General features: G+C 59.0%; 21 protein-coding genes. 10 read left to right on the top strand and 11 right to left on the bottom strand.

From position 1 onward, the window contains the following. Positions 1-561: 561 nt before the first annotated feature. Together FJ943_RS14460 and FJ943_RS14455 are read right to left on the bottom strand one after the other, a co-directional pair. Complete coding sequence (locus tag FJ943_RS14460; protein WP_140620490.1) at positions 562-915, bottom strand: Rieske (2Fe-2S) protein; 354 nt, start codon at positions 913-915, stop codon at positions 562-564. Between the two features lie 11 nt (positions 916-926). Beyond that, complete coding sequence (locus FJ943_RS14455) at positions 927-2,009, bottom strand: amidohydrolase family protein (RefSeq protein ID WP_140722310.1); 1,083 nt, start codon at positions 2,007-2,009, stop codon at positions 927-929. Positions 2,010-2,570: 561 nt separating this feature from the next. Between FJ943_RS14455 and FJ943_RS14445 the strand changes: the two genes are divergently transcribed. The 3 genes from FJ943_RS14445 (at position 2,571) to FJ943_RS14435 (ending at position 4,638) form a co-directional block, all read left to right on the top strand. Then, complete coding sequence (locus tag FJ943_RS14445) at positions 2,571-2,999, top strand: hypothetical protein (protein WP_140722307.1); 429 nt, start codon at positions 2,571-2,573, stop codon at positions 2,997-2,999. 90 nt (positions 3,000-3,089) lie between these two features. Beyond that, positions 3,090-4,166: a hybrid-cluster NAD(P)-dependent oxidoreductase gene (locus FJ943_RS14440; RefSeq protein ID WP_140722304.1), complete on the top strand. Its 1,077-nt coding sequence runs from the start codon at positions 3,090-3,092 to the stop codon at positions 4,164-4,166. 250 nt (positions 4,167-4,416) lie between these two features. Continuing rightward, entirely contained in the window at positions 4,417-4,638 is a 222-nt protein-coding gene (locus tag FJ943_RS14435; protein WP_140620498.1) for a hypothetical protein, read from the top strand. 30 nt (positions 4,639-4,668) lie between these two features. Here FJ943_RS14435 and FJ943_RS14430 read toward each other — a convergent pair whose 3' ends face one another. Both FJ943_RS14430 and FJ943_RS14425 read right to left on the bottom strand, forming a co-directional pair. Beyond that, a complete protein-coding gene (locus tag FJ943_RS14430) occupies positions 4,669-5,856 on the bottom strand; it encodes an NADH-quinone oxidoreductase subunit D (protein WP_140620500.1) in 1,188 nt (395 codons plus the stop codon). Positions 5,857-5,882: 26 nt separating this feature from the next. Next, positions 5,883-6,779: an SIR2 family protein gene (locus FJ943_RS14425; RefSeq protein ID WP_224643708.1), complete on the bottom strand. Its 897-nt coding sequence runs from the start codon at positions 6,777-6,779 to the stop codon at positions 5,883-5,885. Between the two features lie 385 nt (positions 6,780-7,164). On the opposite strand from FJ943_RS14425, the gene FJ943_RS14420 reads away from it, so the two are divergent. Beyond that, positions 7,165-7,392: a hypothetical protein gene (locus FJ943_RS14420; RefSeq protein WP_140620502.1), complete on the top strand. Its 228-nt coding sequence runs from the start codon at positions 7,165-7,167 to the stop codon at positions 7,390-7,392. A 519-nt stretch (positions 7,393-7,911) separates the two neighbouring features. Here the strand turns inward: FJ943_RS14420 and FJ943_RS14415 are convergent. The 3 genes from FJ943_RS14415 to FJ943_RS14405 all read right to left on the bottom strand — a co-directional run bounded on the left by FJ943_RS14415 (position 7,912) and on the right by FJ943_RS14405 (position 11,563). Next, positions 7,912-9,033 (bottom strand): FAD-binding oxidoreductase, encoded by a 1,122-nt coding sequence (locus tag FJ943_RS14415; RefSeq protein ID WP_140620504.1) that lies wholly within the window; start codon positions 9,031-9,033, stop codon positions 7,912-7,914. 72 nt (positions 9,034-9,105) lie between these two features. Further along, positions 9,106-10,647: an amino acid ABC transporter permease/ATP-binding protein gene (locus tag FJ943_RS30160; protein ID WP_140722302.1), complete on the bottom strand. Its 1,542-nt coding sequence runs from the start codon at positions 10,645-10,647 to the stop codon at positions 9,106-9,108. A gap of 91 nt (positions 10,648-10,738) precedes the next feature. Next, the gene (locus FJ943_RS14405) at positions 10,739-11,563 is read right to left on the bottom strand and encodes an ABC transporter substrate-binding protein (RefSeq protein ID WP_140722652.1); all 825 of its coding nucleotides are present in this window, start codon (positions 11,561-11,563) and stop codon (positions 10,739-10,741) included. 215 nt (positions 11,564-11,778) lie between these two features. Here FJ943_RS14405 and FJ943_RS14400 point away from each other — a divergent pair, with 215 nt between their 5' ends. From FJ943_RS14400 to FJ943_RS14380, 5 genes are all read left to right on the top strand, one after another. After that, the gene (locus FJ943_RS14400; protein ID WP_140722299.1) at positions 11,779-12,849 is read left to right on the top strand and encodes a LacI family DNA-binding transcriptional regulator; all 1,071 of its coding nucleotides are present in this window, start codon (positions 11,779-11,781) and stop codon (positions 12,847-12,849) included. A 532-nt stretch (positions 12,850-13,381) separates the two neighbouring features. Next, positions 13,382-13,693, top strand: a complete 312-nt coding sequence (locus tag FJ943_RS14395) for a hypothetical protein (protein ID WP_140661288.1) — start codon at positions 13,382-13,384, stop codon at positions 13,691-13,693. A gap of 99 nt (positions 13,694-13,792) precedes the next feature. Next, the gene (locus tag FJ943_RS14390; protein ID WP_210242409.1) at positions 13,793-14,701 is read left to right on the top strand and encodes a diacylglycerol kinase family protein; all 909 of its coding nucleotides are present in this window, start codon (positions 13,793-13,795) and stop codon (positions 14,699-14,701) included. A 20-nt stretch (positions 14,702-14,721) separates the two neighbouring features. Next, a complete protein-coding gene (locus FJ943_RS14385) occupies positions 14,722-15,537 on the top strand; it encodes a metallophosphoesterase (RefSeq protein ID WP_140620513.1) in 816 nt (271 codons plus the stop codon). 101 nt (positions 15,538-15,638) lie between these two features. Beyond that, positions 15,639-16,346 (top strand): phosphatase PAP2 family protein, encoded by a 708-nt coding sequence (locus FJ943_RS14380; protein WP_140722294.1) that lies wholly within the window; start codon positions 15,639-15,641, stop codon positions 16,344-16,346. Positions 16,347-16,412: 66 nt separating this feature from the next. Here the strand turns inward: FJ943_RS14380 and FJ943_RS14375 are convergent, their stop codons facing one another. After that, positions 16,413-18,968 (bottom strand): EAL domain-containing protein, encoded by a 2,556-nt coding sequence (locus FJ943_RS14375; protein ID WP_246671886.1) that lies wholly within the window; start codon positions 18,966-18,968, stop codon positions 16,413-16,415. On the opposite strand from FJ943_RS14375, the gene FJ943_RS29980 reads away from it, so the two are divergent. Next, positions 18,886-19,056, top strand: a complete 171-nt coding sequence (locus FJ943_RS29980) for a hypothetical protein (protein ID WP_224720335.1) — start codon at positions 18,886-18,888, stop codon at positions 19,054-19,056. The two genes, FJ943_RS14375 and FJ943_RS29980, sit on opposite strands and share 83 nt — an antisense overlap. A gap of 275 nt (positions 19,057-19,331) precedes the next feature. Here the strand turns inward: FJ943_RS29980 and FJ943_RS14370 are convergent, their stop codons facing one another. The 3 genes from FJ943_RS14370 to FJ943_RS14360 all read right to left on the bottom strand — a co-directional run bounded on the left by FJ943_RS14370 (position 19,332) and on the right by FJ943_RS14360 (position 21,059). Continuing rightward, on the bottom strand, positions 19,332-19,673 hold the full coding sequence (locus FJ943_RS14370) for a hypothetical protein (protein ID WP_140620519.1): 342 nt from the start codon (positions 19,671-19,673) through the stop codon (positions 19,332-19,334). Positions 19,674-20,041: 368 nt separating this feature from the next. Further along, entirely contained in the window at positions 20,042-20,305 is a 264-nt protein-coding gene (locus FJ943_RS14365; protein WP_140620521.1) for a hypothetical protein, read from the bottom strand. 16 nt (positions 20,306-20,321) lie between these two features. Continuing rightward, positions 20,322-21,059, bottom strand: a complete 738-nt coding sequence (locus FJ943_RS14360) for a Crp/Fnr family transcriptional regulator (protein ID WP_140620522.1) — start codon at positions 21,057-21,059, stop codon at positions 20,322-20,324. Positions 21,060-21,197: the final 138 nt, after the last annotated feature.

The following is a 21,197-nucleotide window of genomic DNA, read 5'->3' as shown; positions in this document are numbered from 1 at the left end:
CTGAAAATTTCAAGCTTCTCGCTGTAAGAGAGCCTTACCCTTTCGCCGCATCGCTTGCAGGTGAACGTCGTTACGGACTTGACCCAGGAGCCTTTCCTGACCAGTGGGTTTTTGCAGCTCGGACACTGGAAGGTCAGGTTTTTGTCAAGCAGCTGATTGGATAGAGCCATCTCATCTTCTCCCAAGATGAAGTGGCCGTGCAAGACTGGTGCCAAAAATGTGCGTATTAGAACGACACAATTGGCGGCGGATCGGGAGTCTTGCCAGGAGTCAATGTGAGGCTGGACACTCTCGGCAGTCGAATGACTGCCTGGCCATCCCAGTTGGTAGCGGCCGCACCGGTCTCGGCGCAACCAGGCGCTCGTGCGCGAAGCTCCTGGGATCGTCTCCCCGATAGATTTCACTACTTGCGATGCGCAGTTTGTACTCTGATTCCGACATTGCCGTTCTTCCATTTGCGGATTTTCCGCGTTCTTTTTCCAACCGTCGTCGAGCACGCAATGCGTAAGTGCCCTGTCTTCGTCTTTTGTGTTCCTTCCTGTGCCTTCCGCTCTTGCCCGATCAGGCAGTCACATAGATGTTGCCGTCCTCGACCATGACGGGGAACGTTCGTGCACGCACGGTGGAATCGACCAGCGCCGAACCCGTTTTGATGTCAAACTCCCAGCCATGCCAGGCGCAGCGTACGATCTCGTTTTCCCGGTGATAGACGAAGCGCGCTTCGTCGACCGGCGCAGTGGTTCCGCATTGCGGGCCCTCACACAGCGGCGCCCCGCGATGCGGACAGATATTGAGTAGCGCGTGGAAAGTCTCTCCGATGCGAAACACGCCCACCGAAAGGCTGCGGACCTTTGCGATTACGGGTGTGCCCGTTTCGATCTCGTCGACGCGACAGATGAAGATTTTCTCGGCCATGTTCTGCTCCGTCAGGCAGCATTCGCGGTCAGGATGGGGGAAATGCGCTTGTAAACGTCGAGTGCATTTTGACCCATCACCTTCGTCCTCCAAGCGGGAGGAATGTGCAGCGTGTTGGCGTCGTCGTAGTCCCAATGCGGATAGTCTGACGCAAACATAAGCGTGTTTTCACCGTCCATTGCTTCCAGAATGGACCAGAGATGCTGCACATTCGCCGGCTGCTCCAGGGGCTGTGTGGAAAACCGAATATTTCGGCGGCAGTACTCGGACGGCAGCATCTTCAGCCAAGGCGTCTCCTTGCGAAGCGCCTTGTAATCGGCGTCGAGGCGCCACAGCACCGTCGGCACCCAGGCCACGCCGCATTCGACCACAACGAAATAGAGTTCCGGCCATTTTTCGAAGACTCCATGCGCAATCATGCTGGCGACATGGCTGATCGCCGACATGTGCAGGATGGCGTGTGTCTCCCAGAAGAATGTCGTGGGGGCAGGCGCGATGGCGTTCCAGTTGATTCCCCCATGGCCGCCGAGGTGGATGGCGAAGGGCAATCCCATTTCCGCGCAGGCTTCGTAGATCGGGTGGTAGAAGGGATCGCCGTACGGCCGCACAGAGCCTTGGGAGGCCAGAACCTGGACCATGCGCGGGTGGCTGCCGAGCCGACGGATCTCGGCCGCCGCCTGCTTCGGATCCTGAGGCGCGATGATAATCGAACCCATGAAGCGGTTGTCCTTCGGCAACCACTCCGCGACCTGATAGTCATTGTAAGCACTGACCAGCGCACTGGCATAATAGGGGTTGGCCAGCGTCGAGGCTTCAATCGGCTCGTCACCGGTGAGAATCGCCACGCCGACATTGTATTTGTCGAGATGCTTTTCTTTCATGATCCGGTAGTTGTCGGCTTCGGTCTCGGGCCGCACGTCCTTTCGCGAGAAATCTTGCGGATGGAACCAGAGCCGATGGCCATGCGGGAAGGATCCTCTGGGGCCGGTCTTTTCGCCCTCTATGAACATGTCCTTCCAGACGCCCGAGAGGTAGGGCTCGAGCACCGTGGCGCTGGACCAGTAGTTGTGGCAATCGCAGTCAACGATGAACACTTTAGCTTCGCTCCCTCTTTGCAGACCGCGCTCTGCTGGCCGTTAGTCTCTTTAGCTTCCGCCTTGACAAATGCCGGATCAAGCCAATGATCTCTGGGTAATGATCGGGTTTTTCGATTGAGGGTTAGTCCGTGCAGCTGGACCACATTGAGACGTTCCTCGACATCATCGAATCGCGGAACTTCAACCGGACTGCCGACCGGCTGAACATTACGCAGTCGACCGTCAGCAGCCGGATCAAGAGTCTCGAAAGCGCTGTAGGGTCGGAGCTTTTCCATCGTGGTCGCGCCGGTGCTGAACCGACAGCGGCGGGGCGACGTTTCGAAGCCTACGCGCGGGCGATGCTGTCGACCTGGTCGCAAGCGCGCCATGACGTGCGGGCCTTCAACCGGTTCGAAGGAACCCTGCGCGTGGCAGCGCAGGTGGGCATGACACGCTCAGTGCTGCCTGGGTGGGTGGAGGCGCTCTGTCGGGCCCTTCCCACAGCCTCGATCCATGTGGAATCCGACTATTCCAACCAGATGGTGACAGATCTGAGCATGGGGAATCTGGATAATAGCCGTGCTCTACGCACCCCGCTATCTTCCCGAGATTGCTTACGAGCATCTGATGGTCGAGGAATATGTGATGGTGTCGACCTTCGCCAGGACAATGTCGCAGGTCAATCCCGACAGCTATATTCGGCCGGGCTACACCGTCGTACTCGAGAAAACGCATTCCGAGCTTATCCCCTCCCTCGCAATCTCGCGTCTCTCCATGGGATCCGAAAGCCTGGCAGAAGCGATGCTGCGGCGAACTGGGGGGAGTTGTTACATGCGCAACGACGATGCCCGCAGGTTTACGGCCGAGTGCCCTTCCTTCCTGGTCGAGGACGCACCGACGCTTTATCAGCCTGTCCACACGGCTATGCTCGCGCGGCGCAAACACGAACCGATTATTCGAAAGGGGCTTCGTGCGCTCCAGCTCGCGGTGATGTCGCTCGAGAGCTAAATCGAAATTCCCGATTGAATACAGGGGTTCAACCCACTGTTCCCGAAACGGTCCCGCTGCCATGTTGGGGGCTCACTGAAGAGCCCGACCATGAACGCACACACTTCCTTTTCGGCTTCCGACTTCGCAACGATGCGGCAGCGGCAATGGGCCGACGATTCGTCACAGGCGATCCTCTGCCGCAGGGTCATCGACGAGACGCACGACGTGAAGACATTTGTCTTCACGTTTGCATCAGACCACATGTTCTGCTTCAACGCGGGGCAATACATTGTCCTTCACCTCACAATCGGGGGCGTTGCGGTGACCCGTTCCTATTCCGTTTCGTCGCCACCTACTCGACCGCTCGATTTGCACATCACGGTAAAGCGGACACCAGGCGGGCTCGTTTCCAATTGGCTCCACGAGAACCTGCGAGCGGGCGACGAAGTCAACGTCGAAGGCCCACTGGGGTCGTTCAAACTCGACGGCTTGAACAGCGACAAGCCTCTCTTTCTTGCGGGAGGCAGCGGGATCACGCCTCTTATGTCGATGCTGCGCACCTTGACGGACAGAGCGTCCGATCTCGACCTGCGCCTCATCTACAGCGCGCGCTCGCCGCGAGATCTCATCTTCAGGTTGGAACTCGATGCACTCGCTGCCCGGTTTCGGAACCTACGGGTGACATGCGTCTGTTCCCGGGCAGACCCCTCATGGGCAGGACCGACGGGCCGCATAGACGGCCCCATGCTCCGGCGCCTGGTCCCCGATCTTGGCGAGCGCACGGTCTACGCGTGCGGCCCCGAACAGTATATGAACGCGTTGCGAGACGGTCTTGGCCAGGCGGGTGTTGATCCACGGGGGTATCATGAGGAGAGCTTCGGGCGCAGCCTGGGCGGTGTTACTGCGGACGTAGCATCTGCTGTCTCGTCCTCGGTCCACTTCGCACGTTCGAGATTGGACCATCGTTGCGCGCCCGGGGAGACCCTGCTGGAGGCGGCGCGCAACTGTGGCGTCTATGTTCCCAGCGGCTGCCAACAGGGAATTTGCGGCACGTGCCGAATAGCCAAGCTCTCTGGCGAAGTCACCATGCAGGATCTCGGCGGACTCACCTCCGAAGAAATCTCAGCGGGCTTGGTTCTGGCCTGCTGCAGCCGCGCGAAAGGCCCTGTTACACTCGATCTTTGACTTCGGCTAAGGTTCCGAACGGGTCCTAGCTGGCTGCAAGCAGGCGGTTTGCGATTTGCTTAGCTGTGCTAGCAGCTCGCACGTGCTCCACCTCTGCCGCATTGGGCACGTCTATCAAAACCTCGAGGCCCCAAAGATATCCAATTCACCCTCACATGCGACAGCAAATGAATGCTGTGCCACCCCCCGAATGTCCAGGGAAAGTATAAGAAAGTGAGTGTCTCGGACACACCAACTCGCCGGCTGCGGCTTGGGCAAAGTTTGTGTCAGTGCTTTCAAAAGCTGGCTCGGAAACGCCCAGGATGAAGAACACCGCGAGCTTGATCCGCGTATGCTGGGGATTCCCGAAGAAGCTGTCCGGCTCGCCTTGCTCGACGATCAGGCCGCATCCGAGTTCCATACGCCGACGACCGAGCATGGAGATGAACTGTTGCCGGCCGGCGGAAGAGCCAATAAAGAGAACGGCGGCTAGCTATCGGCTGGGCTGGGCGGCTTCGCAGGGCTATCGATCCACGTCGCCCAAAACAATGTCCAATGAACCTAGTATGGCGGTGACGTCGGCTAACATATGGCCACGGCAGAGCAGGTCCATTGCCTGCAGATGAGCGAAGCTCGGAGGACGCAGCTTGCATCGGTACGGCTTGTTCGTGCCGTCGGCCACGAGGTAGACGCCAAACTCCCCCTTCGGCGCTTCCACCGCCGCGTAGACCTCGCCGGCAGGCACACGAAAGCCCTCAGTATAGAGCTTGAAATGATGAATCAAAGCCTCCATCGAACGCTTCATGGCCGCACGTCTGGGCGGGACGACCTTGCCGTCGGTATTCGAAACCGGCCCAGGTCCCTCGCTTACCAGCAGGTCGACACACTGCCGCATGATCTTGGCCGACTGGCGCATCTCCTCCATACGCACCAGATACCGGTCGAAACAATCGCCGTTCCTGCCGACGGGTATATCGAAGTCCATCTCGGCATAGCACTCGTATGGCTGGGACTTTCGCAAGTCCCAGGCGGCACCTGATCCCCGCACCATCACCCCTGAAAAACCCCACGCCCAGGCGTCACTTTGCGAGATCTGACCGATGTCCACGTTACGAAGTTTGAAGATGCGGTTGTCCGTTAGCAGCCTGTCCAGGTCGTCCACGGTTTTGCGGAACGGGTCGATCCAATTGCCGATGTCCGTAATCAAGTCTGGCGGCAGATCCTGATGCACGCCGCCGGGACGAAAATACGCGGCATGCATACGAGAGCCGCTGGCCCGCTCGTAGAAGACCATCAGTTTCTCGCGTTCGACAAACCCCCACAAGGGCGGGGTCAGTGCTCCCACGTCCATGGCTTGGGTGGTGACGTTGAGCAGATGAGAAAGGATCCGCGAGATCTCGCTGAACAGAACCCTGATCAGCTGGCCACGCCGCGGCACGGCTAGACCCATTAGTTTCTCGATTGCAAGGCACCAGGCATGTTCCTGGCTCATCGGTGCCACGTAATCCAGACGATCGAAATATGGCAGCGCCTGGAGATAAGTCTTGGTTTCGATCAGTTTCTCGGTGCCGCGATGAAGCAGGCCGATATGAGGGTCGACACGATCGACGACCTCGCCGTCGAGCTCGAGAACCAGCCGTAGCACGCCGTGCGCCGCAGGATGCTGGGGACCGAAATTGATGTTGAAATTTCGGACGGAATTCTCTGCCATCTAGCGGCTCCTTAGAGAAGGCCCGCCTAACTTCCTTCCGAGCCCGACGTTCCATCCGTGCGCCCGGTCGGCATTGTTCCACCAGAATTCGCCAGTCCAAACTCCGGCTCATGCCCAACCGCTTCGGCCAATTGACTGAGGAAATTCACCAGAGCGGCTTGCGGATCATCGAGTTCGCCGACGACCACTGAAATACCCCAACGCCCAAGCACCGCCTCCTCCACAGGGTTTCGGCTGGTCATGAAGATGAAAGAAGGAGGGCGATCTTTTTCATACCCGGATCGATGCCAGGTTTGCCACAGGCGATGCAACAGCAACCGGATGTTCGGGTCGGAGAGGCTATAGCCTATGAAGAGGATCGTGCTGCCAAGTGCATCGGAACGAAACCGCACATCGAGTGGGGAATTGAAGGAAAGCCGGTCGAGATAATCCGTTTCGGTCAGGACAAGAGAAGAATCCTCATCGAAGTCGCCATGGAACTTGACGATGTGGGTAACCCCCTGGCGGGCTTGCGCTACATCGCGTGCATTGGCCACCTTGACGTATCGCCGACCGTATATTTCGAACGCTAGTTCCAGATTCCGGTCGTAATTCGTGGTATAGATGATGGGAAAATTGAGCATCACGATGAGGCGATGCAACTCCGATTTTTCGATCCGGTCCTTGGCGACCGACCAGTTTCTGTCCATCCAACTGCGCAGCGGTCCGATGCTGCCATGCCGTATCCGATAGTACTCGGCTAGAGTTTGAAAACGTTCGCGTCGCATCGAAAACTCGTCGTCGATCCCAAGTTCTTTTGCCATCTGCTCGATCAGTTTCTCCCAAGACGGAAGCCCAACGCTGATCGAGACACCCGCCCCGACGAATAGGATCGCACTACCGCGGCCGATAGCTTTTGCCAGTGATGCGAGACCATCGCTCATGGACAGGTGCCGGTGCTGGATGAGGCGCTCCAAACAGTTGCGGCCATCGCAAAGGGCATTGAGGTTCTCTCACGCGTCACTGGCAATCGTTGGCGACCAAACCAAGAGAGCCACGCTGTGTTCCAGCGACGCGGTCCGAAACTTGCCGTGAGTGCCGTCGCGTTTGATGACCACTTGAGAGACCAGGGCGGCCGTTCCCCGACAACCACCTACCGAAGGGGACAACGGAAGCAGCCGGGACGTGAGGCTTCCGTCAGACGATCGGCCTTTTTCTTGGCCAGCACCTGGGCTGAATTGTCCTTGACCAAAACAAATTGGCGGCCTTTAACAAATCTAAGTGCGGGCGAGCCTCATTCCTGTACATTCACCAAGGATGGAGGCCGAGATGAGCCAAAAGCGCCGCGATCTGGACTACCTTGTTCAGCACTATATTGACTGCAGGAGAGGCAAACCTTGGCCGCTGTCAGTATCGGCGGCCGTGGTGGCGATACGGACAGTTTTCCGCGAAAACCTCGTTTCTGATCGTGAATTGGCAACGCTTATCGCCAGAGCTGCGATCGACCGAGGACAGGTTGTCGAGTTCGACCTCAATGAGCCTGCACAGGCGGCATAGTGCCGATAGACGCAGGTAGCTCGACCACCACGGCAGGGACTCAACAGGCTGTAACTGGGGCCCGGCACGGATAGCTCTTCACGACGACCCTGGACTGCTCGTCACACTACGTGGCCGTTCGCAAACTCGGTCAGTCGCGCAGTTGCCTATTGCCGTGGCGCTCTGCAGCGCAACGCTGGCGGATCAAGTCAAAGGCAGTGGCACGACCTGATCAGCAACAACACGCCGATTGCGTAAGGGACGAACAAAAACACCATAGCCACCCAGTAGCCAGGTTGCGCCAGCGCCGCCAAATCTGATCCAAGCTGTTCCATTGGCTGTCCAACGCAGGAGGGTCCAGCTTGTTCCCGGGTTACGACCTTAGAGCCCCCGGCGGGCATCCGGGTCTTACCATGATGGAGCTGCAGGCTCGGGCATTAGCCTCATCAGGTCTGATTATGCTTTCGCAGATCGTTGCGAAGTAACATTTGTGCGCCGTCAGCCCAAGAGTTGACAGTCGATAGCATATTCGACGCTTCCTCACCCGAACCGGGTTGGGCGGAATTTGGCCAACAAGGGATGTTCGTTTCCCGTGGCAATCTCGCCTGCAAGCAGTTCGCCCGCGATCAGCCCGAGCGTCGCGCCGCTGTGACTGAAGGCAACGTAATATCCCTCAGAGTCCTTCAGCCGACCAAATACCGGCTCCCCATCGCCCGGGATCGGCTTGGGACCGACCCCGTAGCTCTCCAACTCCAGCTTCGGATTGCCCTCGAGCACCTTCGAGGCTTCGTCGAGAAGCCCCTGGAGGGTCGAAGCCTTGACGCCATACGTGCCGTCGGAATTTACGAGTACCTCTTCTTCGGACCATGCGGAATCAAGAACGAGAGCTCCGTCCGGCGTCGGGCGAACAGCGACCCGCGGCGTGTTGAGCACCGCCCGAAGTGGAAGGGCGACAGGCTTGGTCCTGACCAGTAAAGCGATCGGCGTTGCGTCCGCGATATGCTGCCCGGTTTGCGCCACCGAGCGCGGCACGTCACTCCCCGTTGCCAAGAGAACCGCATCGGCAGCAAAAGTGGCGCCCATCTCCGTCGCGACGCCATTGGCGCGCCCGGCGGCGAGCGTCACGGTTGCGCGCCCCGCGTCGGTAACGAGCTGACCGCCCCGCTCCACGAATTCCCCAACCAGCAATTTGATCAACGACGGAAGATCGACCCAGCCTTCGCCCGGATTGAAGATCGCACCCTGGCGCGTGACCGCGCTTGCCGCGATGCCCGGTGTAGCCGAAGGAATGTCGCCTGCGAGCAAATGGCGTGCGTCATATCCAAGGCTCTTTTCATGTGCCAAAGCTTCCATGATCTCGTTCGAGGCGTCGTCCGCATCCCAGGTCAAACCACCGTCGAAGCGCAGCCAGGCAGCATCCGGGTACTTTGCCGACAAGGTTCTGTACCGGTCGATGCCGATCATGCGCAGCTGATGATATTCAGCCGAGCGCTTGCGTGCGGAGTTGAGCCAGGAAAGCGAGCGTCCGGACGCCCCACTGGCCAGCGGTCCGTCGTTGATGAGGATAGTTTCGACGCCGAGCCGCGACAGATGAACGGCGGACGAGACACCAAAAATGCCGCCCCCGACAACAACAACTTTTGAGACCGCGTGTGTAGCCATGGAATGTTCTTTCGCTGTAGATAATGAATCGTGTGAGCGGAATCGGGTCGTCCTGGTCTCTTCGGCTTCGGATCAAAGCACTTCGGCCAGGAAGCGCTTTAGACGCGTGCTCTTGGGGGTGTCGAAAATCGCTGCGGGTGTGCCGGACTCAATGACGCGGCCTTCGTCCATGAAAACTATCTGGTCCGCAACTTTGCGGGCAAAGCCCATTTCATGAGTGACTACGACCATCGTCATGCCGCGCTGGCCGAGGTCCGCCATCAGATCGAGGACGCCTTTGACCAGCTCTGGATCGAGGGCGCTGGTCACTTCGTCAAACAGAATAACCTCCGGATCCATCGCAAGGGCGCGGGCGATTGCCACACGCTGCTGCTGACCACCCGAAAGACTGCCAGGGCGATGGTGTTTGCGTGCGGCAAGGCCGACATCGGCAAGACGCGCCTCGGCGATGCGCGAGGCTTCCTGCACCGGGATGCCCTTGACCTTGGTCAAAGACAGCATGACGTTTTCAAGGGCGGTATGATCCGGAAAGAGATTGAACTGCTGAAACACCATGCCGACGCGCCGCCGCAGCTTCTCGGGTTTCATCGCCAAAATGCTCGCTCCGTCGAGCAACACGTCGCCGCCCTTGGGTTCGACCAGACGATTGAGGCAACGCAACAGGGTCGACTTGCCCGAACCCGAGGGTCCGATGATGCAGGTGACCGTACCCGCCTTGACCATCAGGCTAACGCTCCTGAGGACGTCGAGCTCGCCATAGGCCATATCCAGCTTGCTGACGGCGAGACTGCCGCCCTTGAACCGAGGATGCGCCGAATGAGAGTCGGAACCTACCTCCGACGATGGGCTGCAGGTGGCGCTTTCCAGTTCGCTCACCTCGGCCAGGCCGCTTGTGACCACGCCAGCTTTTTGCTTTCCAGTTCTTAGCCGGTTGTCGATGTGATTGACCACATGGGTCAAGGGCACGGTGATGACGAGATAAAAAACGCCCGCCAGCAGCAAAGGCGACAGATTTCCGGTCACTACCGCCTGATCCTGGCCGACACGGAAAATTTCGCGCTCCGATGTGAGCAGGCCGAGGAAATAAACCAGGCTCGAATCTTTGACATTGCCTATGAACTGGTTGACCAGGGCCGGCAGGACGCGGCGGATGCCTTGCGGGACCACGATCAGGCGCATGCCTTGGCCGTAGCTCATGCTGAGCGCCCTGCAGGCTTCCATCTGGCCGCGTTCGACGCTCTGTATGCCCGACCGGAAGATCTCGCCGATATAGGCGCCGGCGATCAGGCTGAGTGCAAGAATTCCAAGCGGATAAGGCGAAGGCCCGAAGATTTCACGGCCTATGCGGGCGAAGCCCTGGCCGATCAGCAGGATTGTGACTATCGCCGGAAGCCCGCGGAAGACATCCGTATAGATCCGGGCGGGAATGCGCAGCCAACGCGATTGGGAAATGCCCATGATCGCCAGGACCATGCCTATTGCGACGCCGAGCACCGTCGAAGCGGCCGCAAGCACCAATGTGTTTTTCAGTCCGATGGTGATCATGCTGGGCAGCACGTCGGCCATGGCTTGCCAGTCGAGAAAACTGCGACGCAGATTTTCAAGCCAGTTCATTCGGTCCCCTTCTCATTGCGCGGGTGGGAGCTCATCGAAGTGCGGCCAGCGAGGTTTCCAGCCGCCGGCCCTTGGCCGCCGGCTGGGGTGTTCACATCTTGGGGAGATATTGATCGGGCATCGGCGAACCGGGGAACCACTTTTCATAGAGAGTCTTCCAGCTGCCGTCCTGCATGGCTGCATGCAGGACAGTGTTCAGTGCAGTACGCAGCTTGTCGTTGCCCTTGCGAATGACGAAGCCCGCAGGCGCATCGAACGACGGAACATTGACCGCAATCTTCAGCTCCGGGTAGCGCTTGCCATAGTCCTTGGCCGCCTCATAATCGAGAAAATGAGCGTCGACGGTGCCGTTGTTGAGCGCTGAGACGGCCGAGTTGTTGTCCGGAAATTTGACCAGATCAGTTCCAGCAAAATTTTTTGCTGCGTAGATTTCCTGCAGCGTGCCCTGCACGACGCCAAGACGCTTGCCCTTGAGCCCGTCAGCCGATGTGATCGTCTTGTCCGCAGTCAGCACTGACAGGTACCCGGCGAGATAGCCGTCCGAAAAATCGACCGTCTTCTTACGCGCTTCCGTGGTGCCGATTGCGGCCACCGCGACGTCGAAGCGCCCATTGGCGACCGACGGCATCAGGGCCGAGAATTCCTGACCGGTGAAGATCACCTGATCGGACTTGAAACCTAGCCGGCTCGCGACATTCCGGAACAGTTCAATGTCGAAACCTGTGAAAGTGCCATCGGCCTGGGTAAAGGCGTAAGGCTTCGCATCACCCATTGTGCCGACGCTGATGACCTTGGCGTCGATAAGCCCGTAGGGATTGTCTTGCGCCGCACTGGCCTGCGAAACGAAAGCGGCAGCGACGCACGCAATTGCAAGAGCCACTCCGCCAGCCCGGACCGGCGCTATTAGCCATTTCATAATTCCAAACCTGTTCACGTCTTCTCTCCACTCTGAAGGTCAGTTGTTCTTGGTATTGACTTGGGCCGCCTCTCGGCCGACTCGTCATCCGCGGCTGCGAGGTCCCTGCGGACGTACCGCAAAAGAGACCGGTTTCTATGTCATGAGACCGGTCTCAATCGTAAAGCTATCGCCCGATTGACCTCCCGTCAACATTTCTTGTAGTCGTTCGTACGATGACGAAGGTCCCATTTAGAGCCAGACCCAAAACGGTCGCCGATGTAGCGCGAGCGGCAAATGTCTCAAAAGCGACGGCCGCGCGCGTGCTGGGCGGGTATGGGGTGGTCAGCGACACGGTCCGTGAGAGCGTCACGGCGGCCGCCAAGGCCCTGGATTATCGGCCGAACGAACTCGCCCGCAGCATGACGACCGGAAGATCGGGCATCATCGGGGTGGTCGTCGGCGACATCGAAAATCCGTTCTTCAGTCTGGCCGTGCGAGGCATCAGCGATGCGGCCAAAGGCGCCAATTTCAACGTCATTTTGGCGAACTCCGGCGAGAAGATCGAAGCGGAAAAGGCGGCTGTACGGCTATTGATCGGCAAGCGCGTCGACGGGCTGATCGTGACACCCTCGGAGTCACGCGACATCACCCATCTGCGCGACATCCATCGTTCCGGTCGGCCGCTTGCCCTGCTTGACCGAGCCCTGCCCGACCTGGATGTCGACACGGTCACGGTTGACGACCGCAACGCCGCCATGCAGGCGACGCGAGTGCTCATAGACGCCGGTCATCGCAATATCGCCTATGTCACTGCGGTCGATGCCAAGGGCAACGAATATATTGACCTTCGGCAAATCTACACGTCGTCGGTCCGCGAGCGCATTGATGGCTTCCTCACTATGTGCAGAGGGGCCGGCGTCGATCGACCTGAGCGCCACGTCCGGCTCGGCGCGACGAGCTCCGAAGCGACACTCAGGATCACTGGCGAACTGCTCTCCCAGCCGGACCGGCCCACCGCGATCCTTGCCTCAGACAGTGTCATTGCGCTGGAAATCCTGCGGACTATCCGCCAACGCGGCATGAAGATCCCCGACGACATTTCGCTGATCACCTTTCACGATGCGGACTGGACCGGTGTCACAACTCCGCCGATCACCGTCGTTGACCAGCCGGTCTATGCACTTGGCCATAGCGTCGCGGAACTGCTCATTCGCCGCCTGAAAGGCGATATCCAACCGCCGGAAAGGCTGGTCCTGCGGACCGCGATCATCGCGCGAGGCTCGGTGGGTCCACCACATCCGTGAGCCCACCACAGTTGACACGGCGCCATATCTTCACCTCGAATGGAACCAAGGAGACGACGACCACCGATGGCTAAGAGCCCTAGAGGCCTCACCGGACGTTCCCTTGTGGCGTAGCGACCTCGCATGGAAGTCGTTGGTGCAAAAGAGGTGACGAGCAAACCCGCACCAAGCAATTCACGTGGCGGGCAAATCCCCAACCAGAAGTGACTTGGCCCAGTGCAGTCGGAGCGCACATCAGGCGGCCATGTCCGCCCATCTCAGTTCCGAGAGGCTGTTGTCGCACAAGGATGGCGAGACTGGCGGTACGCAACCCGTGCGCCTCCCGTTAACCCGCAAGCGGCACCGCTCTTGAAGCTAGCCCTTCGCGATCGCCCTATGCAGCACTGAAGGAAATCGTCTCGACGATGTCCGGGCGTGGAGACCTGCCCTCTGGCCACCCTTGGACCGGAACTGACTGGTTCCGCCGCTTCGGAACAAAGGCGAGCGTTCATCATTCCTTGCTGGAAGGGATGAGGTTTCAGGAGGCAGGGATATGGACACGAAAAATTTGATCCTGGGAACCTTGGCGCTTTGCCTTGCGGCTCCAACCATCTCTTCGGCCGCCGAGGCTGACGTGGTGATCTCCGCCCATCACCGGCATCACCATAACGGCATCAGATACAATGATGAGGGAGTTCGTCTTCATTACCGACCTCTCCGCCAAATTGCGTTCTATGACAGCGGTGATCATGAATGGCGCCACCGCCACGACCGCCGCGACACCGTCACCGTGACGAATTCCGTCCACCGTCATAACCAAAACCGTCCCGTGGTCATTCAGCAGGACGGCGGCGACAACGACTAACTGCCTGCCGACCCCCGGCTCCATGCCTCAAGGAAGGAGCCGGGTCAATCATGCTGGTGGTAGGCGGACCACTGGAGCGGCGTTTTGGAGATGCCAGAGGTGGCAGTTCTAGTGCTTATCAACGATGGAGCTGGAGCGGTCGCCGCACTCGACGACATTGTCACGACCGTACATGTCGGCTTGCTGAAGCGCGGAATCGAAGCAGAGGTAAGACTGGTCGCGGGCGGCCAGATCAGCGAAGCCGCCTCGCAATTCGTAAGCCAACAGACGAGGTCAGGTGAAAACATTCTGGTCGCCGGCGGCGGGGATGGCACACTCAGCTCTGCCGCGGCCGTCCTCGCCGAGACTGAGGTGGCCTTGGGTGTTCTCCCGCTTGGCACCCTCAATCACTTTGCAAAGGACCTCGGCGTGCCACTGGAACTTGAAGCGGCGATGGATGTAATCGCGGCGAGACGCCCGGTGCTCGTCGACGTCGCGGAGGTGAACGGTCGCGTTTTCCTGAACAACTCGTCGATCGGCCTCTATCCATTCTTTGTCGCGGAACGCTCTGCAGAACAGAAGCGACGTGGAGCGGGGAAACTAGCGGCAATCGGTCCCGCTCTTGTCAGGACGTTCAGGGCGGTATCTTGGCAGCTCGTGCGTATCAGCGCCGACAGCGGTGCGGACCAGGTGCTGACACCGTGCGTTTTCGTCGGCAACAATTTCTACGATGCCGGCGATTTTGGGCGCCGCAAAAGCCTGTCTTCGCGAGAACTGTGCGTTTATGTCGTCACGCAGCGAACGTGGCTGGGACTGGCATTGCTCCCGTTCAAGATCGCTCTCGGCCTGATCGATACGCATCGCGACTTGGAACTGCTTCGGCCGTCCCGAATCGAGATCACCTCGAACAGAAGAGAGACCCTCGTTTCGGTGGACGGCGAGGCAACAAGGATGAAGATGCCGCTTCACTTTCAAACTCGAGCAGCGGCACTAAAGGTCCTCTCATTCCGCGACCCGGATACGAAGTAACCCCAGGTGGGAGATTGTGTTTGCAAACACTTGTGCACCTGTCCGACCTACATTTTGGCACCACGGACACCCGCATAGTAGATGCGATTGGCGCCGAGGTCTGGGCATGCGAACCAGATTTGGTAGTTATATCCGGTGATCTGACCCAACGAGCTCGCCGGGCGGAATTCCGTCAAGCACGAGAATTCCTCAATGCGCTTCCCACCCCACAAATTGTGGTGCCTGGCAATCACGACGTACCGCTCTTCAACGTCTTCGCGCGAACGCTCACGCCTCTTGCTCGATACAAGCACTATATCGAGGCAGATACGGATCCTTTTTATATTGATGACGAACTCGCAGTGGTCGGTATCAACACTGCACGGTCCTTTACAATCAAGGACGGCAGGATCAATGCCGGCCAGCTTGCTGCCATGACTGCCCGGTTTGGAGGCCTGGCTGACGAGACCACCAGGGTAGTCGTCACCCATCACCCGTTCGAAGGGCGAACAATCGGCCACGGAACCGGAGTCGTCGGACGAGCCAAAATGGCCATGGAGGCGTTCTCGAAAAGCCGCGTCGACATAATCTTGTCGGGCCATCATCACCTCCAACAAGCCAATCTCAGTACCGTTCGTTATGCGAAAGCGCGATATGCAGCGTTGCTCATACAGGCAGGGACCGCCGTCTCAACGCGCCGTCGCGACGCAGCCAACTCGTTCAACGTAATCCGCGTCGAACGTCCACGGATACGCCTTGAATGTCGTGCTTGGCAGCCGCAGGCGGGACAGTTCTCCACTTCGGCGAAGTATTCGTTCGGTCTGGGTCAAGATGGATGGGCGCTGGACGAAGCGTGACCCAGCAGCGGCCCAACCTGTTCGGACTTGACTTGATGGCGCCTCGGCAGCGAGCGGGGTACAAGGATTGACGAGACTTATCGGTTCGCTAGCTTGAACGGATGGAAATCAACCCGCCCTCTTCGTCAAACGACTTTCTGCGAGGCTTTCGCAGCGACGCTATTTGGCTGATCGCCTCATTGCTTGTGGCTGGCGGCCTTGTCCTCGGATTCAGCCTCCTGGCCGAGGAGGTTATCGAGGGTGACACGAGCACATTCGACCGCGCCGTTCTTATGGCGTTTCGGAGCGCCGATGATCCAACGAATCTGATTGGCCCGCCGTGGCTGGAAGAAATGGGCCGCGACGTCACGGCCCTCGGCAGCGTTGCGTTCCTGGGTTTTGTCTCGCTGGCGGCCATAGGTTACCTGCTGATAACGCAAAAGCGCAGATACGTCTGGCTGGTCGCCGCCGCCGTGGCTGGTGGTGAGGCCCTGAGCACAGTTCTCAAGGTCGCGTTTGATCGCCAGAGGCCCGACATTTTCCACACCACCAGAGTATTTACCGCCAGCTTTCCGAGCGGCCACGCGATGTTGTCCGCTGTCACTTTCCTTACGCTTGGAGCTTTGCTGGCCAGGGCAAGTCCTGATCGCCGGGTGAAAGGGTATTTCGTTGGCCTGGCGGTGTTCCTGACCATCATGGTCGGATTGAGCCGGATCTATCTCGGCGTCCACTACCCCACGGATGTACTTGCAGGATGGTGCGAGGGATCAGCTTGGGCAATCCTTTGCTGGTCGGTGGCCCATTTTATCGAACAGCGGCGCGCGTTCTGATCCCCTCACCTACCCTGTAGTCACGAAAAAATGCCAACGCCCGTTAACTCAGTGAGAGCCAGACGTCTATCCCGTGGCCGGCCATCTGCGAGATTGCGCGAAGCATTCTAAAGCCTTGGCGTCCATCGGTCGGCCGAGCGCGTAGCCCTGCAGCAGGTCGCAGCCGAGCTCTTTCAAGATGCGCGCATGCTCCATCGTCTCGACGCCCTCGGCCACCACTTCGATTCCGAGCGATTTCCCGATCTCGATGATGGATGACACCAAACGGCGTTGCGGCAGCGAGCTGGTGATGGGTGTGATCAGCTGGCGATCGATCTTCAGTCGCCGCGGCTGAAGCTTGAGCAGACTGACGATCGAGGCGTAGCCGGTGCCGAAATCGTCGATCTCAATGTCGATACCGAGGTCCTTAATGTGCTCGATGTTCCAGGCCACGAGGTCGTCATTCTCATCGAGGAAGATGGACTCGACAAGTTCGAAGGAGACCGTACCTTCGCGGATGTTGAGCTTGCGTAGGCCATCGATCAGGTCCTTGTCCTCAAGCCGGCGTGCCGAAACGTTGACCGAAACGTGTGGAATGTCGAGGTGTTGAAGCTGCCAGCGCTCAAAGTCGGCCAACGCCCTTTTGAGGACCGTTCGGTCGATCAGCGCGACGACGTTCAGTTCCTCCGCTACCCTCAGAAAGACGTCGGGACCCAGGATCCCGCGCGTCGGGTGCTGCCAGCGTGCTAAGGCTTCCACGCCGACAATGTCCAACGTGTCGGCGTCAAACTGCGGCTGGTAGAAAACGATGAATTCGTTGCGCTCGAGGCCACCCAGGATCTCGTCGGCGGTCCGCTTGGTCTGCACGATTTCACTTTGCAGCTCGTCGTTGAAGAACTCGTAGCGGTTTCGGCCCCGGCTCTTCGCCCGGTAGAGGGCGAGATCGGCATTGACCAGGAGCTGCCGTGCGTCGAACCCCTCGCCCGTATTCGCCGCAATACCGATGCTGACGCCGAACCGGCATTGGTGGCCACGAAAATCGACGGGTTGCCGCATCTCATCGATGATGCGGTCGGCCAGCGCGGCGAGCTCGGCGTCGTCGCGCCCGGCGCAAATCACCACGAACTCGTCGCCGCCAATGCGTGCCACGAAGTCGGCTGGTCCCGCATTAGCCGTGATGACCTTCGAGGCATGCATCAACATGGCGTCACCGGCCGCGTGTCCGAGCGTGTCGTTGATCTGCTTGAATCGGTCGAGATCCAGATGCAGGAGCGCAGTTCGTTCTCCCCGACGCGTGCTCGTCGCCAGCATGTCGTCGAGATAGCGGCGGTTCGGCAGCCCGGTGAGCGAATCGTGGAGCGCCACATGTTCGATGCGCCCCTTGGCCACTTCAAGCTCGGCGTTCCTGAGTTCCGACAGATGCCTTTCTCGCACTAGGTTTTCATTGAGCTCGACGTCGCTTGTCACGTCCCATTCGGCGCCGATCATCCTGGGCGTCTCGTTGCGCTCCTGGAAATAGGTCGCGCGCGTGCGCACATGCCGGATCTCGCCATTCGGATGGACAATCCGGTATTGCGAGGAATAGGGGCCCTTCACCGCCGCCGCGGCATCGAAATCCTGCTGCGCCCGTTCGATGTCCTGCGGATGAATCACTGACGCCCAGTCATCATAGCCGCGCGGCTTCCGGTCAGCCGGCTTGCCGTAGATTTCGTTGACTCGGTCGTCCCACACCAGCTCGTTGGTGGCGATGTTGTGCTCCCAGACACCGATCCCCGACGCATCCAGCGCGAGTTCCAGGCGACCGGACAATCGCCTGAGCTCGGCGAAGTTTTTCTGCCTTTCGCCGAACAGCCGCCCCGCAACGAGAATGGGCAGCACGACAAGCGCACCGGCCAATAGCATGATGGCCCGCAAGATCCAGGCATTCTTCGCCGATGAGGCCCAGCCACCTTTTGGGATTGCGGCGATCTGCCAGGAACCGGAGGGCAGGTGCACCGTCTCGGTCACTGGGTTGGCGCGCGTTATACTCTCGCCACCGAAAAAGCGATCACCAGTCCCGCCAAGACCGTCCTTGCCGGTCAGGGCGATCTCGATATCGAGATCGGCGTCCAAAAGGCCGCTTGCTTTATAGAGGCGCTCGACATCAACGACGGCCGAGACGATGCCCCAGAAGCGCTCACCACCGCCCGCCGTCTTCACGAAGACCGGAAAGCGGCCAATGAAGCCATGGCCGCCCTGCGCCAGGTCGACCGGACCGGCCAGCACGGGCGCCCGCAGGTCGCGCGCCCTGAGGGCGGCGGTGCGTTGGGCATCGTTCTTGCGGTAATCCAGGCCGATGGCCTTTTCGTTGCCAACCATTGGATACATGAGCGAGATAATGAGGTCCGGCGCGCCAGCGATGTTGCGCAGTTGAGATTCCTGCTCAAGCAGGTTGCTTGCCAGCGCCGCAAACCTCTGTTGCCCCATATAGGGCTCGGTCACGATTGCCGAAACGAGGCCGCGCGTAAGCTGGAGATTGCCGTTGATGTTGCCTTCCAGCTTGGTCCTTATGATGTTCACTTTGGCCAAGACGTCGGCGCGCGCCAATTGGTCTGAAACGATCCTGTTTTCCCGGTCCGCCAAAACAGCGCAGATTACAAGCACCACAAAAGCGATCGCCGCCGGCACGTTTGCCGAAGAAAAAAACGAGTGTCTCAACCGGCTGAGACTGGATGCGGTGCTGGCCAATTGACCCAAATACCTTTCCCGGGACTAACCCTCGGCCGACCCTAGTAGAAAGTACTTAAATTTGGTTTTCCATGATGCCGGGCAATTTCAGCATTGGGTGGCGATAGCAAGGAGGTCACGTCCGGCGTGGGATCTCAGACAGCGGCACTCTTGGAAGCAGCGCTCCCGACGAGCATCCCGACCTGCCCGGACGAGCAACACGCCGCGCCTGGCTGGGTGCATCGGAAGGGCAATTTGACGTGCCTGCAGGTTGGGAGCGGGTCGGCGGCCCCGGCGCTCTCACTTTCGATATCGCGCCATAATAGCGCTGAGCCAGTTGAACAGACTGATTTCCTCAGGTCGCCCCTCCGCCTCCTGAATGGCGGTGCGGAGCGTGAGCTCCACCAGATCATCTGCAGCCTCGACGGATTGCGCTCGATAGGAGCGGGCGACCAATCTGAGCGCGGCAATCAGGCGTGGATCTGTTGCGTCGGAAAGTTCATCTGCCGCAACCTGGAGAATTTTTCGGCTATCGGTTTGGTCTTGAAGCATGACATCCATCCCTGTTCTGGGGGGCGGTTCGTCACCGGAGTCGCGCTGACCATCGACGGATGGCGCAAACGCGTAAAACACCAGAGTCAACTTTGAAGCGTCCGCAGGCCGGACTGATAGAGCCGTTTACAGACTAAGCCGGGTATCGGGCCGAGCAAGCTCAAATGATAAGTGAAGGGGAGTTGGTACCAATCCGACAATCGAAATGCTGCCGGCTTGCTTTGAAGCGTCTTCACTTGGACTTTCTCGCTGCTTTTGAGCCTTGTGCGCTTGCAGCAGATGTTTTGGCATCTTTTGAATGGGCCGCGACTGGCGCCAGCACCGGTCGCCTTCCTCGAAACCTGGTCTCTGTAGCGACGTCTCGACCCCCGCTGTGTCGCGTACCGGCTGGGTCATCTCTCCGCAATTTCCAGCAGCAATGAAACAATGGGCTAAGCCTTGTCCTGACGTTCAGCAAATCACGGCTCGGCCGTCGGAGCACTAGGACGGCTCGATAGCAGCATTTGAAGAGAGAGGCTCAGCCTGACCAGCTTCTTGTCATTCTCGTCCCGGATTTCAATCGCCAATTGATGCCCGTCGACGTCCTTCAGGGAGTCTCGAGTCAAGTCGATCAGACCTGCTAGCGCCTCGTTTCGTGCGGCTTCGATCCCCCCACATTCGATGCCTGTCTCATCTTTGATGACCGCATCGCTTTCGTAGGTGTCAAAGAAATATCTCGCCATAGAACCCACCTCCACCTCACAAGCTCGTCGCGTTCCTTTGGTGCAGGTAGGCGGTCTCAAAGTCTCCGGCTCGAACGAGGCCAGGCCAGTCAACAGCGTGAAATCGGGAGCCCTCGGTAACAATCAGTCCGTCGCCTCGAAGATCCTGCAGCGTTCGGTTCACGTGCACGGTCGACAAGCCCAAGGCGTCGGCAAGTTCCGCCTGCGTAATCGGAAGCTCCGCCACATGGTCCTTGATGAGCCCCATAGCGCGAAGGCGGACGATGAGTTCGCACAGAATATGCGCCATGCGGGCATACGCGTCGCGCCTTCCAACGTTGGTGACCCACTCTCGATATATAGCCGCGTCGATCAGCGTCGAGCGCCAAAACACCGTCGCAATCGAAGGATGTTGGTCGCAAATGGCCCGCAACGCATCATGCCGCATGAAGCCAACGCTGACGCGCGTGAGTGGTGAGAAGGTACAATCCAAAACAGACAGGTGCATTCCGTGGAGATCAGGAATGTCGCCCGGAACAAAGAACGATGTGATCTGCCGTTTACCCTCCCCAGTCAATTTTGTGGACCCCACCAGACCCTCCAGGATCACAAATGAATGGGTGGGGCGATCTCCTTCGCGCACAATGTCCTGATCGGCCTGAAAGTCCCGCTTCTGGAATTCGATCCCCTCTAAAATGCCGATATCTGACTGCGTCAGATCACAGATTGTCTGAAGCTTACGGATCAAAACGTTCGGGGAAGTGGCCTGTGTCAATTTTCGTGACCGGATTGCGTTACGTGCCGAACTTGGGCTGGGCGCTAATGTTCCTTGCACCCGGTCTGGGAAGGACCTGTTAAAGGGCCCGAGGCGTTTGCCAACTCAACGGCTGCAGTTCCGGGGCGCCTGGACCCT

The sequence above is a fragment of the Mesorhizobium sp. B2-3-10 genome (assembly GCF_006442275.1).
In the GTDB taxonomy this organism is placed as follows: domain Bacteria; phylum Pseudomonadota; class Alphaproteobacteria; order Rhizobiales; family Rhizobiaceae; genus Mesorhizobium; species Mesorhizobium australicum.
Note: the sequence above shows the minus strand (reverse complement) of the source record. Positions and strands in the feature narration are given on the sequence as shown.